This is a genomic window from Streptosporangium sp. NPDC051023, assembly GCF_040689595.1.
GTDB lineage: Bacteria > Actinomycetota > Actinomycetes > Streptosporangiales > Streptosporangiaceae > Streptosporangium.
This window is the reverse complement of sequence record NZ_JBFBCE010000059.1, coordinates 26725-42895: the sequence shown is the minus strand read 5'-3', so window position 1 is coordinate 42895 and position 16171 is coordinate 26725. Positions and strand designations below refer to the sequence as shown.

Annotated in this window: 15 protein-coding genes and 1 tRNA gene; 12 read left to right on the top strand and 4 right to left on the bottom strand. The window is 69.4% G+C overall.

Annotated features, from left to right (window positions below):
* Nucleotides 1-10 precede the first annotated feature (10 nt).
* The 6 genes from AB0395_RS31615 to AB0395_RS31590 all read left to right on the top strand — a co-directional run bounded on the left by AB0395_RS31615 (nucleotide 11) and on the right by AB0395_RS31590 (nucleotide 7503).
* Nucleotides 11-2791 carry an Rne/Rng family ribonuclease gene (locus tag AB0395_RS31615; protein ID WP_366287399.1) on the top strand — a complete coding sequence of 927 codons (2781 nt, stop codon included), beginning with the start codon at nucleotides 11-13 and terminating at the stop codon, nucleotides 2789-2791.
* A gap of 184 nt (nucleotides 2792-2975) precedes the next feature.
* Nucleotides 2976-3278, top strand: coding sequence for a 50S ribosomal protein L21 (rplU, locus tag AB0395_RS31610; protein WP_271223379.1), 303 nt, complete (start codon nucleotides 2976-2978; stop codon nucleotides 3276-3278).
* 19 nt (nucleotides 3279-3297) lie between these two features.
* Entirely contained in the window at nucleotides 3298-3555 is a 258-nt protein-coding gene (gene rpmA, locus AB0395_RS31605) for a 50S ribosomal protein L27 (RefSeq protein ID WP_012893687.1), read from the top strand.
* Nucleotides 3556-3659: 104 nt separating this feature from the next.
* The gene (gene obgE / locus AB0395_RS31600; protein WP_366287396.1) at nucleotides 3660-5012 is read left to right on the top strand and encodes a GTPase ObgE; all 1353 of its coding nucleotides are present in this window, start codon (nucleotides 3660-3662) and stop codon (nucleotides 5010-5012) included.
* A 56-nt stretch (nucleotides 5013-5068) separates the two neighbouring features.
* The gene (proB, locus tag AB0395_RS31595; RefSeq protein WP_366287395.1) at nucleotides 5069-6193 is read left to right on the top strand and encodes a glutamate 5-kinase; all 1125 of its coding nucleotides are present in this window, start codon (nucleotides 5069-5071) and stop codon (nucleotides 6191-6193) included.
* Between the two features lie 17 nt (nucleotides 6194-6210).
* Nucleotides 6211-7503, top strand: a complete 1293-nt coding sequence (locus AB0395_RS31590; protein WP_366287393.1) for a glutamate-5-semialdehyde dehydrogenase — start codon at nucleotides 6211-6213, stop codon at nucleotides 7501-7503.
* Nucleotides 7504-7559: 56 nt separating this feature from the next.
* On the opposite strand, the gene AB0395_RS31585 is transcribed toward AB0395_RS31590, so the two are convergent.
* Complete coding sequence (locus AB0395_RS31585) at nucleotides 7560-7955, bottom strand: hypothetical protein (RefSeq protein WP_366287392.1); 396 nt, start codon at nucleotides 7953-7955, stop codon at nucleotides 7560-7562.
* A 336-nt stretch (nucleotides 7956-8291) separates the two neighbouring features.
* Here AB0395_RS31585 and AB0395_RS31580 point away from each other — a divergent pair, with 336 nt between their 5' ends.
* Complete coding sequence (locus AB0395_RS31580) at nucleotides 8292-8480, top strand: hypothetical protein (protein ID WP_366287390.1); 189 nt, start codon at nucleotides 8292-8294, stop codon at nucleotides 8478-8480.
* A gap of 178 nt (nucleotides 8481-8658) precedes the next feature.
* Nucleotides 8659-10296 (top strand): serine/threonine-protein kinase, encoded by a 1638-nt coding sequence (locus AB0395_RS31575; RefSeq protein WP_366287389.1) that lies wholly within the window; start codon nucleotides 8659-8661, stop codon nucleotides 10294-10296.
* Nucleotides 10297-10432: 136 nt separating this feature from the next.
* On the opposite strand, the gene AB0395_RS31570 is transcribed toward AB0395_RS31575, so the two are convergent.
* Complete coding sequence (locus tag AB0395_RS31570) at nucleotides 10433-11458, bottom strand: M48 family metallopeptidase (protein ID WP_366287388.1); 1026 nt, start codon at nucleotides 11456-11458, stop codon at nucleotides 10433-10435.
* A 74-nt stretch (nucleotides 11459-11532) separates the two neighbouring features.
* Between AB0395_RS31570 and nadD the strand changes: the two genes are divergently transcribed.
* From nadD to AB0395_RS31550, 4 genes are all read left to right on the top strand, one after another.
* On the top strand, nucleotides 11533-12201 hold the full coding sequence (nadD, locus tag AB0395_RS31565) for a nicotinate-nucleotide adenylyltransferase (protein ID WP_366287387.1): 669 nt from the start codon (nucleotides 11533-11535) through the stop codon (nucleotides 12199-12201).
* Between the two features lie 89 nt (nucleotides 12202-12290).
* Complete coding sequence (gene rsfS, locus AB0395_RS31560) at nucleotides 12291-12698, top strand: ribosome silencing factor (protein ID WP_366287385.1); 408 nt, start codon at nucleotides 12291-12293, stop codon at nucleotides 12696-12698.
* Nucleotides 12695-13327: a histidine phosphatase family protein gene (locus AB0395_RS31555; protein WP_366287384.1), complete on the top strand. Its 633-nt coding sequence runs from the start codon at nucleotides 12695-12697 to the stop codon at nucleotides 13325-13327. The genes rsfS and AB0395_RS31555 overlap by 4 nt, the downstream gene beginning before the upstream one ends.
* 117 nt (nucleotides 13328-13444) lie before the next feature.
* Nucleotides 13445-13517: transfer RNA gene (locus tag AB0395_RS31550), tRNA-Ala, on the top strand.
* A gap of 121 nt (nucleotides 13518-13638) precedes the next feature.
* Here the strand turns inward: AB0395_RS31550 and AB0395_RS31545 are convergent.
* Nucleotides 13639-15003 carry an alpha/beta fold hydrolase gene (locus AB0395_RS31545; RefSeq protein WP_366287382.1) on the bottom strand — a complete coding sequence of 455 codons (1365 nt, stop codon included), beginning with the start codon at nucleotides 15001-15003 and terminating at the stop codon, nucleotides 13639-13641.
* A 291-nt stretch (nucleotides 15004-15294) separates the two neighbouring features.
* A complete protein-coding gene (locus AB0395_RS31540; RefSeq protein ID WP_366287381.1) occupies nucleotides 15295-15780 on the bottom strand; it encodes a TIGR03618 family F420-dependent PPOX class oxidoreductase in 486 nt (161 codons plus the stop codon).
* Nucleotides 15781-16171: the final 391 nt, after the last annotated feature.

Here is a 16171-nt window from a genome sequence, read left to right as displayed (position 1 = left end):
GAGCGCCCGCATGCTCGACAACGAGCCCAGCACCGGGGCCACTGGCCCTGGCGGGGATACAAACGAACAGACAAAGCCGACGCCTCGCAGGCGAGCCGCAAGCAGGCCTGCGGGTCCTCCGCCGGAGGTGCCGGAGACCGCCCCACCGGTTGTGGTGACCGCGGCGCCCGAACCGGCCGCGGCGCCCGAACCGGCTGTCGTGTCCGGACCGGTCGCCGGATCCGAGGCAGCGGCCGCATCCGAGGCGGTCGCTGCACCCGAGCCGGAGACGGTTCAGGAGACGGTGCCCAAGCGCGTCACCAGGCGCAGGGCGGCCACAACGGGCACCTCGACGACCACGCGGCGTAGCCGTACGAAGAAGGCGGACCCGGAGCCGGTCGCCGAGGCGACCCTCGAACTCGACGCGGCGGCCCTACGGGAAACGGCCGCGCAGCCCGTCGCGTCCGCCGAGACACAGGCGGAGCCTGCGGCCGAGGCGGCCCCCGCGCCGGCTAGGCGCAGCCGTACCCGGAAGAAGGCCGTCCAGGAGGATGCGCTCGCCGAGGTACAGCGGATCGCGGACATCACCACGGCCGAAGCCGAGGAGGTCGCGGCGGCGCTGCTGCTCGCGATGCCCGCCGACGAGCCGCTGGACGACGAGCCCGCGGACGAGGAGGCCGCCGAGGAACGCCCCGGCCTGTTCGCCGACCCGTTCGGGCTGGCGGCCCAGGAGCGCTTCGAGATCCCCTCCGTGGCCTTCCAGGCGCCTGCGGCGGTGTTCCAGCCGCTGTTCCAGGCTCCCGACCAGTACCGGGCCGAGCAGCCCGTCCGCCCCGCCCCGGCGCAGCCCGCCGAGGTCCAGCAGCCCGAGCCGGAGCCCGTCGAGGCCGAGGCGGAGGCCGCCGAGGAGCCGGAGGACGACGACTCGGAGGGCGACGACGACGCGGGCAGCCGCCGCCGTCGCCGCCGCAGGGGCGGCCGAGGACGGGGCAAGACACGCGAGCTCGACGAGTCGGAGGACGACGACTCCGAGCAGCAGGAGGAGGAGACCTCCGCCGAGGCCGAGCAGGAGGAGGAGCCGGAGAGCGGCAGCTCCCGCAGGCGCCGCCGTCGTCGCCGCAGGGGCGCCGACGACGCGGGGGAGGTCCAGGACGACCCGCCCAACACCGTGGTGCGGATCCGCGCGCCCCGTGCCGGGCGCAGCACCTCGGTGGACGAGGTGCAGAGCGTGCGCGGCTCCACCCGCCTGGAAGCCAAGAAGCAGCGCCGCAGGGAGGGCCGCGAGCTCGGCAGGCGGCGTCCGCCGATCATCACCGAGTCGGAGTTCCTGGCCAGGCGTGAGTCGGTCGAGCGGGTGATGGTGGTCCGTCGCACCGGTGGCCGGACCCAGATCGCGGTGCTCGAGGACGGCGTCCTGGTCGAGCACTACGTCAACCGTGAGGCGAGCCAGTCCTACGTGGGCAACGTCTACCTCGGCAAGGTGCAGAACGTCCTGCCCAGCATGGAGGCGGCGTTCGTCGACATCGGCAAGGGCCGCAACGCGGTGCTGTACGCCGGTGAGGTCAACTTCGACACCGCGGGCCTCGAGGGGCAGCCGAAGCGGATCGAGGTGGCGCTGAAGTCGGGCCAGTCGGTGCTGGTGCAGGTCACCAAGGACCCCATCGGGCACAAGGGCGCGCGGCTCACCTCGCAGATCAGCCTTCCCGGCCGTTACCTGGTCTACGTGCCGGACGGCTCGATGACCGGGATCAGCCGAAAGCTCCCCGACAAGGAGCGCACCCGCCTCAAGAGCATCCTGAAGAAGGTGATGCCGGAGAACGCCGGCGTCATCGTCCGCACCGCCGCGGAGGGAGCCTCGGAGGAGGAGCTGGGCCGTGACGTGGCCAGGCTGTCGGCCCAGTGGGAGAACATTCAGCGCAAGGCCAAGTCGGCCAGCGCGCCCGAGCTCCTGTCGTCCGAGCCCGACCTGACGGTGCGAGTGGTCCGCGATGTGTTCAACGAGGACTTCAGCTCGCTGGTCGTGGCGGGCGACGACGTGTGGGAGACGGTCGACGAGTACGTCCGCTACGTCGCCCCGCACCTGGCTGAGCGGCTCACGAGGTGGGACGAGCGCGGAGACGTCTTCGCGGCCTACCGGATCGACGAGCAGATCGCCAAGGCGATGGAGCGCAAGGTCTGGCTGCCCAGCGGCGGCTCGCTGGTGATCGACAGGACCGAGGCCATGACGGTCGTCGACGTCAACACCGGCAAGTTCACCGGGCAGGGCGGCAACCTCGAGGAGACCGTCACCCGCAACAACCTGGAGGCGGCCGAGGAGATCGTCCGCCAGCTCAGGTTGCGCGACATCGGCGGCATCATCGTCATCGACTTCATCGACATGGTGCTGGAGAACAACCGGGACCTGGTGCTGCGGCGATTGCTGGAATGCCTGGCCCGCGACCGTACCAAGCACCAGGTCGCGGAGGTCACCTCGCTCGGCCTGGTCCAGATGACCCGCAAGCGGGTCGGGCAGGGCCTGCTGGAGGCCTTCTCGACCGTCTGCGAGTGCTGCAACGGCCGGGGCCTGCACGTTTCGACCGAGCCGGTCGAGAGCAAGCCGGAGCCGCGCGGCACCCAGGGCAAGATGGCCGTTGAGAAGGCCGTCGCGGAGAAGCTCGCCAAGGACGGCGGTCACGCCGTAGCGGCCAGCGAGCCGTCTGGCCGTGATACGGTGACCGATGCGCTTGATGACGTCCATGGAGAGGACGCGCAAGCCGTACAGGCTTCGGGCCGGGGGCGGCGACGTTCCCGTAAGGCCAAGTCGGCCGACTAGTTCGGCCCTCCGACGTTCCGCCCGGTTCGACCAGGACACCGGTAATCCGGTACCCTGGTGAACCGGTGCGCTCGTGGCGCGCCCTGTTCGCGCGCCTACCCGGTTCGTCGGTCGGAATCAGTGACCATAGCCGGATGCGGGGCGCAGCATCCAGCGAGCAAGCAGTCAGAAGAAGGGTTCCGCGGTGTACGCGATCGTTCGTTGCGGCGGCAGGCAGCAGAAGGTCTCCGTCGGTGACGTCCTCGAGGTGGACAAGGTCGCCGGCGAGGTCGGTTCCACGGTTTCGCTGCCGACGGTGCTCGTCGTCAACGATGGCGACGTGACCACCGAGGCGGGCAAGTTCACCGTCGCCGCCGAGATTCTCGGTGAGACCAAGGGTCCGAAGATCCGGATCCTCAAGTACAAGAACAAGACCGGCTACAAGAAGCGCCAGGGTCACCGCCAGCGGTACACGCAGGTGAAGATCACCGGCATCGACCAGGCCTGAGTTTCGGGAGTTTTGCGAGATGGCACACAAGAAGGGCGCGTCGTCCACTCGGAACGGCCGTGACTCCAACGCCCAGCGGCTCGGCGTGAAGCGCTTCGGCGGTCAGCTGGTCAACGCCGGCGAGATCATCGTCCGCCAGCGCGGCACCCACTTCCACCCGGGCGACAACGTCGGCCGCGGTGGTGACGACACCCTGTTCGCTCTGGCCGCCGGCCACGTGCAGTTCGGTGTCAAGCGCGGTCGTCGCGCGGTGAGCATCGTCCCGGTCGCGGAGTAGATCCGCACCGGCAGACGTCAACGACAGGGGTGGATCGCGTAGCGCGGTCCACCCCTGTTCGCGTTTTAAACGGGTATTTCCGCAGATAGGGGTAGGAAGCAGGCATGCCGGACTTTGTGGACCAGGTGGTCCTGCACATCAAGGCCGGTGACGGGGGACATGGCTGCGCCTCTGTCCATCGGGAGAAGTTCAAGCCGCTTGGCGGTCCCGACGGCGGGAACGGAGGACGCGGCGGCGATGTGATCCTGGAGGTCGACGCCAACACCGCGACGTTGCTCGACTACCACCGCCGCCCGCACCGCAAGGCGGACAACGGAAAGCAGGGCCACGGTGCCAACCGCGACGGCGCGAACGGCCCCGACATCATCCTCGCCGTCCCCGACGGCACCGTCGTCAAGAACGCGGAAACGGGCGAGGTCCTGGTCGACCTGATCGGCGCGGGCACCCGCTACGTGATCGCCGAGGGCGGGCACGGCGGGCTCGGCAACGCCGCCCTGGCCTCGGCCAAGCGCAAGGCGCCGGGCTTCGCGCTGCTCGGCGAGCCCGGTGACGAGCTCGACGTGATGCTGGAGATGAAGAGCGTCGCGGACGTGGCGCTCGTCGGCTTTCCCAGCGCGGGCAAGTCCTCCCTCATCGCGGCGCTCTCCGCGGCCCGTCCCAAGATCGCCGACTACCCGTTCACCACACTGATCCCCAACCTCGGCGTGGTCACCGCGGGCGAAACCATCTTTACCGTCGCCGACGTGCCGGGCCTCATCCCGGGAGCCTCGGAGGGCAAGGGGCTGGGGCACGAGTTCCTGCGTCACGTCGAGCGGTGCAACACCCTCGTGCATGTGATCGACTGCGCGACCATGGAGCCGGATCGCGACCCGATCAGCGACTTTGAGGCGATCGAGGCCGAGCTCAGGGCGTATGGCAAGCTTGAGGACCGGCCGCGTCTCGCGGTGCTCAACAAGGCGGACGTCCCCGACGCCCGCGAGCTGGCGGACATCGTCAGGCCGATGCTCGAGGAGCGGGGCCTGCGGGTCTTCTCGATCTCCGCGGCGACCCACGAGGGGCTCAAGGAGCTGACCTACGCCATGGGCGAGATGGTCGCCGCTGCTCGGGAGGCCGCGCCGATTGTCGAGCCGACCCGCCTGGTGATCAAGCCCAGGCAGCTCGGCGACGCGGGCTTCACTGTGCGCAGGGTCGACGAGAACACCTTCCAGGTCACCGGGGCCAAGCCGGAGCGGTGGATCCGCCAGACCGACTTCACCAACGACGAGGCCGTCGGCTACCTGGCCGACCGTCTTGAGCGGCTCGGTGTCGAGGAGGAGCTCACCAAGGCGGGCGCGAAGGCGGGCGCCGAGGTGGTCATCGGCTCCATGGAGACCGGTTACATCTTCGACTGGCAGCCGACGCTCAACGCGGAGGCCGTGCATCAGGGGCCGCGCGGCACGGACAACCGGCTCGGATAGCCTGCTGTCTCTCGGTGATCTCCGTGATCCTGTGATCTGGGAAAGGTGTACGTTTCGTGGACTCTGTGCGCGATCGGATCCGTACGGCTTCGCGCCTCGTCGTGAAGGTGGGTTCGTCATCGCTCACGACCCCGCAGGGGACGATCGACGTCGACCGGGTCGACGCCCTGGTAGACGTGCTCGCCGCCCGCAGGAAGGCGGGCACGCAGGTCGTGCTGGTCTCCTCGGGCGCGATCGCGGCGGGTCTCGGCCCGCTCGGCCTGTCGTCCAGGCCTCGTGACCTCGCGACCCAGCAGGCCGCGGCCTCGGTCGGGCAGGGGGTGCTGGTCGCCCGGTACACCTCCTCCTTCGCCCGGTACGGCCTACGGGTCGGCCAGGTGCTGCTGACCGCCGACGACATGATGCGCCGCTCGCACCACGTCAACGCCCAGCGCACGCTGAGCAGGCTGCTGGAGCTCGGCATCGTGCCCGTGGTCAACGAGAACGACACCGTGGCCACCGACGAGATCCGTTTCGGCGACAACGACCGGCTCGCCGCGCTGGTCGCCCACCTGACTCACGCAGACGCGCTCGTGCTGCTGTCCGACGTGGACGCCCTCTACGACGGCGACCCCCGCCGTCCCGGCGCCCGCAGGCTGGGCGACGTGCGCGGTCCTGAGGACCTCGTCGGGGTCGAACTCGGCAAGGGCGGCGCGGTCGGCACCGGCGGGATGGTCACCAAGGTGCAGGCCGCCAGGATCGCGACCGGCGCGGGTGTGCCCGTCGTGCTGACCGCGGCCGCGCACGCCGCCCAGGCCCTCGCGGGCGCCGACATCGGCACCTGCTTCCACCCGGACGGCCGCCATCCGGGCACCCGCCTGCTCTGGCTGGCCCACGCGACCACGGGGCGGGGCAGGCTCCACCTGGACTCGGGGGCGGTCGACGCCGTGGTCGGGCGCCGTAAGTCGCTGCTGCCCGCCGGGGTCACCGCGGTCGAGGGCGAGTTCGCCGCGGGGGATCCGGTCGACCTGTGCGGGCCGTTCGGCGGGGTGGTCGCCAGGGGCCTGGTCAACTTCGACGCGGGGGAGATCCCCGGCCTGCTCGGCCGGTCGACCCGTGAGCTGGCCGCCAGCCTCGGTCCGGAATATGAACGCGAGCTCATCCACCGTGACGACATCGTCATACTGGAGTCCCACCACTAGTTCTTTTGGAGCGCGAGATGTCCGAGGACTTCCTGAAGGTAGCCCTGGCGGCTAAAGAGGCCGCCGCCGAGCTGGCCCCGCTGCCGCGGGCGCCCAAGGACGCCGCGCTCCGCGCGATCGCCGACGCCCTGGTGGCCAGGTCCGCCGAGATCGTCGCGGCCAACGCGCTCGACGTCGAGCGGGCGGAGCAGGGCGGCGTCTCCGCCTACATGATCGACCGACTTAGGCTCGATGCGGCCCGGGTCGCCGCCGTCGCGGACGCGGTGCGTCAGGTCGCGGACCTGCCCGACCCGGTCGGCGAGGTGATCAGAGGCGGCACGTTGCCGAACGGTCTTGAGCTGCGCCAGCTCAGGGTGCCGCTCGGGGTGATCGGCATCATTTATGAGGGTCGTCCCAACGTGACCGTGGACGCCGCGGCGCTCTGCCTGAAGAGCGGCAACGCCACCCTGTTGCGCGGCTCGTCCAGCGCGTACGAGTCGAACACGGTCCTGGTCAGGATCATGCAGGAGGCGCTGGCCGGCACCGACGTCCCCGCAGGAGCCGTGCAGCTCGTGCCGGGGCAGACCCGCGAGTCGGTCAAGGAGCTCATGCGGGCCCGTGGCCTGGTCGACGTGCTGATCCCGCGCGGCGGGGCCTCGTTGATCAACTCGGTGGTCGAGGAGGCGACGGTCCCGGTCATCGAGACCGGCGTCGGCAACTGCCACGTCTACGTCGACGCCGACGCCGACACCGATCTCGCCATCGAGATCCTGCTCAACGCCAAGACGCAGCGCCCCTCGGTGTGCAACGCCGCAGAGACGGTCCTGGTGCACGCCGCCGTCGCCGAGACCTTCGTGCCGCGCGCGCTGGCCGCCCTGGCGGCCGCGGGCGTGACGGTGCATGGTGACGCCAGGATCGCCGCCTACGGCGGCGACGTGGTGCCCGCCGGGGAGGAGGACTTCCTGGTCGAGTATCTCTCGCTGGACATCGCCGCCGCCGTCGTCGACTCGCTCGAGGACGCGGTCGCGCACATCAGGAAGTACGGATCCGGCCACACGGACGCCATCGTCACCCGTTCCGTCGGAGCATCCCGCCGGTTCGTCGCCCTGGTCGACTCGGCGGCGGTCGCGGTCAACGCCTCGACCCGGTTCACCGACGGCGGCGAGTTCGGCTTCGGCGCGGAGATCGGCATCTCCACCCAGAAGCTGCACGCACGCGGCCCCATGGGCCTGCCCGAGCTGACCTCGACCAAGTGGGTCTACACCGGTGAGGGCCACCTGCGCACCGCGGAGGGCACGGTCATCGCGCGGGGCGAGGCCGTGGCGAGGTAGAAGGCGTTCGAAGCGTCATCCCGATCGGGCGCCGGGCACGTCGTTTCCGGCGCCCGCTAACACCATCCGAGGCCCGGGACCGGGTCGGGACCCTTGACGAAGACGTTCGCCACGTAACCCCAGACGCCGTTGTTGTTGATGTGCGACCAGTTCTCGGATCTGTTGCCTCTGTAGTAGATCGTCTGGCCCGTGCGCTGGCAGTCGGCCCAGTAGACGCCGGGACCCGCCTGCCCCACGACGGAGTCCCAGGATGTGGGGCCGGACCGCATGTTGGCCGGTCCGTCCCACATCTCGATCTGCTTGCCCGCCCGCGCGGGCACGCCGCCGTCCGGGCTGCCGGCCACCGTCCTCAGCCCGGCCGGGAGGGGCTCGGCGGAGGCGGCCGGTGTGGCGGCGACGGCGCCCGCGAGAGCGAGGGGGATGGCCAGGGCGCGAACAACGCCTTTGCGCATTGGGGGCTCCTGTCTGTCTCAGAGGATCGTTCGTGGGGGCCGGCGCGGTGATGGTCCGCTGACCCGGGGCGGAGAGACCGGTGGGAGCACCCGACGGCGTCATGGCGCCTCTTCGCGGGCGGAGGCCCCTTCCATCCCTCATCCTGACATCACTTTAAGTAATTGGTAAGTCGCATAACGCTGTCGAGAGTGGTGATGGCAGTGTGGCCTCTGGGGTAGGAGGGGCGATCCAGGCCGGAGGTTCGTCCGCCGATGAGGGTGTCGAAGCGACCGTCACCTTATGTGACGGCGTGTCGCTCCAGGTAATACGGGCTTTCTCTGGTTTGACTGGACTTCATGGAAATTGTGATCGCATTCCTGTTTGTCGCCATTGTGCTGTTCGGGGTCGATCGGCTGATGCTGTGGTTGGAGAGGCGGGGCCACGTGAACTGGCGCCGCACCAAGCGCCGGGACCTGTCGGGCGAGCCGACGGCCGAGCTGGACACCCTGCTGGCCCACTCATCCCAGGAGCCGAAGCGCCCCTGAGAGGGGGCCCGCACCGTGTGCGACGGTAGGCGCCCGCCGCACGGATCTTTCCTCGGGTACGGCGTGCCGCCGGAAATTCGTCGCATCCGCCCGCTATGGTGTTGACTCCTATGGCTGGAGAGCAGGGGAGCGCGCGAGAGCGGGCGACCCGGTAGGCACAGCGGTCCCCCAAGACCATGTGGCCGACGCAGGAGGTCACGTGGGTCGTCTCGGGCGAGTCGGTTCCTATACGTTGGTCGAACGCCTCGGCAGAGGTGGCATGGGCGAGGTCTACCGCGCGACCAACAAGCGCAGTGAGAGCGTCGCCCTCAAAATGCTCCACGACATCGTCGACGCCGACTCGGAGGCCCGAATACGCCTGGAGCGCGAGGTCCGAGCCCTCCGCAGGGTTGAGAGCCCCTACGTCGCCCGCGTCGTTGACGCAGACCTGGCCTGCGAGCGGCCCTACCTCGTCATGGAGTACATCGAGGGAGACACCCTCCTCGACCGCGTACGGCGCGGCGGCCCGCTCATGGGTGCCGCGCTGGTCACCCTGGCCCACGGGCTGGCCACTGCACTGTCGATCGTCCACGCGGCCGGGGTCGTCCACCGTGATCTCAAGCCCGCCAACGTTCTGATCAATGCCGAGGACGACCCCGTTCTGATCGACTTCGGCATCGCCCAGGTGTTGGATGCCACCCGGCTGACTCTGACCGGCACCTTTCTCGGTACCCCGAGCTACGCCGCCCCCGAGGTGTTCGCTGACGAGCCCGTCGGCGAGCCCGCGGACGTGCACGCCTGGGCGGCCACGGTCGCCTTCGCCGCGACCGGGCGCCCGACCTTCGGCAGGGGGCCGGCGGAGGCGCAGATGTACGCCATCCTCAACGGCCAGGCCGACCTGGCGGGCATTCCCGCGGCACTGCTTCCCCTGGTTCGCGCCGCCCTGCACCGTGAGGCGGCCAAACGGCCGACCGCCGCCCTCCTGGCCGCCCGCCTCAGCCGTCTGGCCAGGGCCGCCATCTCCGATGCAGAGCCCCGGAAGATCACGAGGCAGGCCGCGGCGACGGCCGTCCCGGATGCGATCGGGCAGGGGGCCGTGAAGAAGCCGGAGACCCGCGGCAGGTCCGGCCCGCCCGGTGCCAGGGCGGAGGAGTTCCCGCGTGGCGGGCGGCCCGGTGTCAAGGCGGAGGAGTTCCCGCGCGGCGGGCGGCCCGGCACCAAGGTGGCCGAGTCCGTCCGTCCGGTTCGGCGGGTGGTCAGGAGGCGCGGGGGCGAGGGGGCCGGGGAGGACGCCGCGGCAGGCGGCGGGCCGAGGCCGCTGCGCGCGGGAAGCGCGGTGCTGGTGCTCCTGCTGGCCGTACTCGCCGTGCCGTGTGTCGTGGCCACGGTGATCTGGCCGGTGGCGACCTTCGCCGTCACCGGGGTCTTCGCCGCCCTGGCCCGCGCGATCTGGGCCGGGCGTTGGCTGGTCAGGAAGCGCAAGACGGCCAGGTCGCGGGGTGTCCTGCGGGTCGTGACCTTCCCGCCCGCCCTCGCGGTCTCAGTGCTGACCGTGCTGGCCTGGCCGGGACTGCCCGCCGCCGCGCTCGCCTGGGTCACGCTCTGGCTGGCCTGCGGCGGGTCGCTGCCTCCGGAGTGGTGGCTACAGCCGGTTCCGGTGATCGTCGCGGGCATCGTGTTCGGCGTCGTCTGCGGTGTGATCGTCAGCAGAGAGGTCGAGCGGGTCAGCTCCAGGATGCCTGAGCTTCGCAAGGAGGGGTTGCGCACGCTCGCGGTGCTGGGCGGGTTCGTCGCCCTGTGCGCGGCTGCGGTGCGCGCGATCGCGCTTCTTGTCTAGCGGGGCACGGCCCCGCGGCCTGCCCGGGGTGCGGCTCTGCGCGTCCAGGAAGGGCACGATCCGAGACGAGGTGTCGCTCCCCTCGGAAAAGGCCTAGAAGGTGATCTTCCAGACCTTTTCGTGGAGCTCATGGCGTCTAGTTGCCGTCGCGGCGGGAGAAGCGGTTGAAGATGCGCTCTCCGGCGTTGACCGCGCCCTCGGCCACGTCGCGCAGGACACCGATGAACGGATCCTGGGACTGAGACCAGGACTCGCGGTACGAGCGGGCGGCGGCCCTGACCTCCTCGGAGATCTTGGCGTTCGCGTCGTCCGCGCGGCGAGGGTAGTCGCCGCCGAGGATCGTCTCGTAGTCGCCGTCGCGGCGCCACTTGTCCAGCTCCGCCACTCGGGAGACGGCGAACGGGTGGGTGGTGCCGAGCAGGTTGAGGACTTTGAGCAGGCCGTCACGGACGTCACCCGCCGTGTCGTACTCCCGTGCCTGGTCGAGGAAGGCCTCGATGTTCATCTCGTGCAGGCGCGAGCCGCCGGCGAGCTTCATCAGCGCGCGCAGGGCGGCGTCCGGGTCCTGGCCGCAGAGCAGTCCGCCGCGGTCGGCCGAGAGCTCCGACTTGCGGTGCCACTCCTCGAGGCCCGCGACGATCGCGCGCAGACCGATGTAGCCGAGCGGGATCCAGGCGACGCGGGTGGCCAGGCGGGTAAGGATGTCCAGCATGGTGCGGTAGACCGCGTGGCCCGACAGGATGTGCGCGGTCTCGTGGCCGACGACGAAACGCAGCTCCTCGTCGTCCATGAGGTCGAGGAGACCGGTCGTGACGACGATGAACGGGTCGTCGAAGCCGATCGCCTTCGCCTGCACCAGCGGGCTCTGCTGGACGTACACCTCGGGAATGCGGTGCAGGTCCAGGGTGTAGGCGGCGTCGCGCCCCATGTCGTGCAGGGTGCGAAACTGGGTCTCGCCGGTGCGCACGGCGGAGGCGAGGTGGATGAGGCGCAGGCGGCGCTCGCTGATCAGGCCGGACATCTGCTTGAGAACCGTGTCGAACCCGCTGAGCGAGCGCAGAGCTACCAGCGCGGACCGGTCGGCGGGATGTTCGTAGGCACGCGAGCTTACGCCGGGAAGCTGTACGCGATTGCGATCCGGGGTGGTGGTCATGTCCGGCATGCTACGTCGGGGCCGCCGGGCATGCGCGGGGGGTGATTAAAAGCCATGTACGGCTTACGCGTATGGTCCGTTTCATGATGAACGCGCCCACCGGCCAGGGGAAGAGACGCCTGGGAGTCATGGGCGGCACCTTCGACCCCATCCACCACGGTCACCTCGTCGCCGCGAGTGAGGTCGCGCACCACTTCCACCTCGACGAGGTGGTCTTCGTGCCGACGGGACGCCCATGGCAGAAGGCCGACAAGACCGTCTCCGCCCCCGAGGACCGTTATCTGATGACGGTCATCGCGACCGCCTCGAACCCCCGGTTCTCGGTGAGCAGGGTGGACATCGACCGCCCTGGCCCGACCTACACCATCGACACCCTCAGGGAGATCGCCGAGGCCAGGGGCCCCGACGTCGAGCTGTACTTCATCACCGGGGCCGACGCGCTCTCCCAGATCCTGAGCTGGCGCGACGTCGAGGAGCTCTTCACCATCGCGCACTTCGTCGGGGCCACCCGCCCCGGCCACATCCTGCGTGACCCGGGACTGCCGGAGGGCAAGGTGAGCCTGCTGGAGATTCCCGCCCTGGCCATCTCGTCCTCCGAGTGCAGGGAGCGGGTCGCCTCGGGACAGCCCATCTGGTACCTGGTGCCCGACGGTATCGTGCAGTACATCAACAAACGCGGTCTCTACCGCTATGTGAGCCCCTCGTCGGACCGCCAATTCGTTTGCGGCACGGAATCGGGTGGCACACGATAGGCGTTGTACCTGTTGCGGCTCTTCGACGAGCGCCCGATCGGGCACCCTGATAGGTGACAGCGCCGACTACTGGAGGACTAACCGAAACCGTGACCGCAACCGACAGATCCGTCCAGCTCGTCAGACTCGCCGCCGAGGCGGCGGCGGACAAGCTGGCCGATGACATCCTCGCCTATGACGTGAGCGACCAGCTCGTCATCACCGACGCCTTCCTGCTCTGCTCCGCCACCAACGACCGCCAGGTCCGAGCCATCGTCGACGAGATCGAGGACCGGCTGCGGATCGAGGCCCACGCCAAGCCCGTCCGCCGTGAGGGAGAGCGTGAGGGCCGCTGGGTTCTCCTCGACTACGTCGACATCGTCGTGCACGTCCAGCACGAGGAGGACCGCACCTTCTACGCCCTTGAGCGGCTGTGGAAGGACTGTCCCTCCATCGCCCTGCCTGACAGCGTCACGCAGGTCGCGGCCCAGCGCGCCCGCGAGGCGGTAACTGAGTGAGTCGCCGCATCGTCTGCCTGAGGCATGGCCAGACGCTGTGGAACGTCGAGCACCGCTTCCAGGGCCACAGCGACATCCCGCTTGACGAGACCGGTATCGCGCAGGCGGCCAGGGCGGCCTCGCTGCTTGCCTCCCTCCGCCCCACCATGATCGTTTCCTCCGACCTGCAGCGGGCCTTCGACACCGCCTCAGCGCTCGGCCGTCTCGTCGGCTTGGGCGTTTCGGTAGACAAGGATCTGCGTGAGCGCGGCGGCGGTGAGTGGGAGGGGCTCACCCGGGAGGAGATCTCCGCGGGCTGGCCCGAGCAGTTCGCCGCCTGGGATGCCCCCGGCGGCGAGGTGGTCACCGACGTCGCCGAGCGCGTTTCGGCGTCGATCCGCAAATGGGCTGCCCAGCTCGACCAGGACGGCCTGCTGGTGGTCGCCTCCCACGGGGCGGCGATCCGGCTTGGCATCGCCAGGCTGATGGGCCTGCCGGAGGAGCTCTGGCCCGCTCTCGGCGGCCTGGGCAACTGCTCCTGGTCCGTCCTCGAGGAGGGACGCAAGGGCTGGCGCCTGCTGGAGCACAACGCGGGAACCCTTCCGGAGCCCGTCCAGAGCGACGACAGCCCCGAGATCACGCAGGACTGAGCGGTACGGCTCACGCCCGTGAAGGGCGTGAGCCGTACCGCCGTCGATTAGGTGAACACGTGGGTGTCCTTGTATGCTTCCGAAGCGCCGCGACGAGAGAACTCGGAGCGGTGACCAGGGGCTATGGCGCAGCTGGTAGCGCGCCTCCATGGCATGGAGGAGGTCTGGGGTTCGAATCCCCATAGCTCCACCCTGGGGCCGTTCTCGAGACGGCCTGAAGGAAGTTGACGAGATCCCGTCCGATCACCTCGATCGGGCGGGATCTCGCCGTTTTCCCGGCTGATGTGGTCGTTGCAGGGCTCGTTCGATTGTCAGTTACCGCAGGTAGTGCCCGAACTCTCTCCTGTGATCAGGAAACGGGAGATCTCGCGCTGCACGCACTTCTGGGCGTCGGTGACGGCGTGCCGACCGTAGATGATGTGGCCGGTGGCCGCGAGGACGACGCGCCTGGCGGCGGGAATGCGGGCCGCCACGCGCAGCGCCCATGCCTTCGGGGTCGCCAGATCGCGCTCGTAGGTGGCGATCAGCGCGTTCACCCCCTTCAGCTCCGGAGTCGCAGGCGGGTTGGTCACCTTCGCCGGCCAGCCCTGGCAGCCGAGCACGAAGTCCGTGGACTGGGCGTTGTGGCGGATGCCGGGGGCGGCCTCGCGAGCGGCGGCCATCGCTTTGCCGAACTGGGCGAACGTCGTCGTGACCGAGAAATCCTGACACCACGTGGCCCGGTGCATGATCTCGACGTACGGCGACTCGAAGGGCACCTCGCCCTTGCCGGTGGCGAGGTTCTTGATGAGCTCCTTCATGGAGTCGGCGCCGAAATACTCGTTGAGCAACGCGGTCAGCATGTGCGGAGTGACGATGGTCGTCCCGTGCTTGAGCGTGCCCCTGTCGGCCTTGGCGAACAGCAGCGTCACGGTACGCCTCTGGGCCGGGTCCAGATACTCGCGGTAGGCGCGCTCGGACTCCTTGGCGCCGTCGAGCAACTGAGCGGCGGCGGTCTTAAGGCCATGGTCCACGACGCCGTCCAGGACGAGCCGGTCGAGCTTGTCCGGGAACAGCTGAGCGTAGTGCTGGCCGATGAGCGTGCCATACGACTGGCCCAGGAAACTGATCTTCTCCGCGCCGAGCGCGCGGCGGATCGCCTCGACGTCCCGGGCGACGGACATGGTGTCCAGGTGGTCGAAGAGCGGGCCGGTCTTCTCCCGGCAGCTCTCCCCAACCCTGCGGTTGTGCACGACGAGTTCGTCCCAGGCGGCCTGGGTGGCCGGTGGGGGGAAGGTCTTGTTCACCAGCGTGTCGTCGCACTGGATGTCGTGGCTGCGTCCGATGCCGCGCGGGTCGAAGCCGATGATGTCGAAACTGTCGAGAATCTCGTCGGGAAACTCCTCGGGGGCCCTCATGACCGGGGTCGCGCCGGGATTGCCGGGGCCGCCCGGGTTGGTAACCAGCGTGCCGAGCTTCTGCTTGCGGGCCTTGCTGCGGGAGGCGAAGATCTTGATCTGCTCGCCGTCCGGTAGAGACCAGTCCACGGGCACCTCGACCGTGCCGCACTCGATGCCGTCGCCCGGGGCCGGGTAAGGCGGATCGGGCGGGCACTTCTCCCACTGGATGGCAGAGGCGGACTGCGGCACAAGGGCGCCGCCCAGGCTGAGAACGGCGGCGAGAAGGAGTTTCGTCATCACAGGGGGAGAGCTTGCTGGATCGATGTTATCGGGTGTCGTTGAACACGTGATGAGCGTGTAACAGTGGCCGCCGACCGGCGTGAGCTCCGCAGGATGGCCTGCCCGGCCGCGCGGTGCTCGTGCCGACGGGATGAGCGTCGAGTCGGCAGCCGGCCGATCAGGTGTTCTATGCCCATAGATCCGCGCCAGGCGCTTCGGCATTTCGGACGGGATCTCGCAGTTTTCCGGGTCGGCGGGTTCGTTCGAGCGTGTGCGGCCGCATCCACGCTTTCCCGTTTTGGGGCCTGGCTAGTCCTTCACGGGGCCGTCCAGGGCCGTTCCGTACAGACGGGACACCCTGAGCCTGATCACCACACGCCGGCTTTTCGTCATCTGTTCGAGGAACGCCGTCTCGTCCGCCGGATCGTCGAAGCCCCCGGCCATCGCCAGCAGTTCCCGCCCGGTCGCGTCACCGGGTTCCGTGCTCGCCTCCGACACCTCCGCCTCACCCTCCGCGATGGCGTAGAAGAGGACGTTCTCGCCCTGGACGTGCAGGGTCGCGCGTGGGTCGTGCCGCAGGTGGCTCACCTTGATGCGCCCCTCGGCCGACGAGAACCGGATGACCCGTTCCTCGGCGTCCCAGTAGAAGACCATCGAGGCCAGGTGCGGATGGCCGTCGCGTTTGACGGTCGCCAGCACGCCGAACCGCTGCTCGCCGAGGATCCGGATCACTTCTTCTTCGGTGAGGGGCCGGGCGCTGGGGCCCTGGCCTGGGCCGTAGTCGCTCTCGCTCATCAGAATCAGTCCTTTCAGCGGTCAGGCGGAGAGGGAAGACCGGCTGCCGTCCGGGATCGTCATCGGTCCCGCGGCGGACGGCACACCAAGTGCCCAGGATTCGGGAGGTGGTGTGAACGCCGCGGTCGCCTCCTGTTCCGTAGAGCAATAAGAGAGACCATAGCAGATGGTTTTATTACAGATGATCCCTGTCGGACCTTCTTGGGGCTTGCTCCGTGCGCTCTCGTGCCCACCGGGTGGTCCCGCCGTCTCCTGTTTCCCGCAGGCCTGGCCCTCTCGTGAACCCCCGTCTCGGGCCGTCCTCGGGACGGCGCGAAGAAGGCGGTGCGATCCCGTCCGATCGGTTCGATTGGACGGGATCTCGCTGTTTCCCGGGCTTCCGCGACCACCT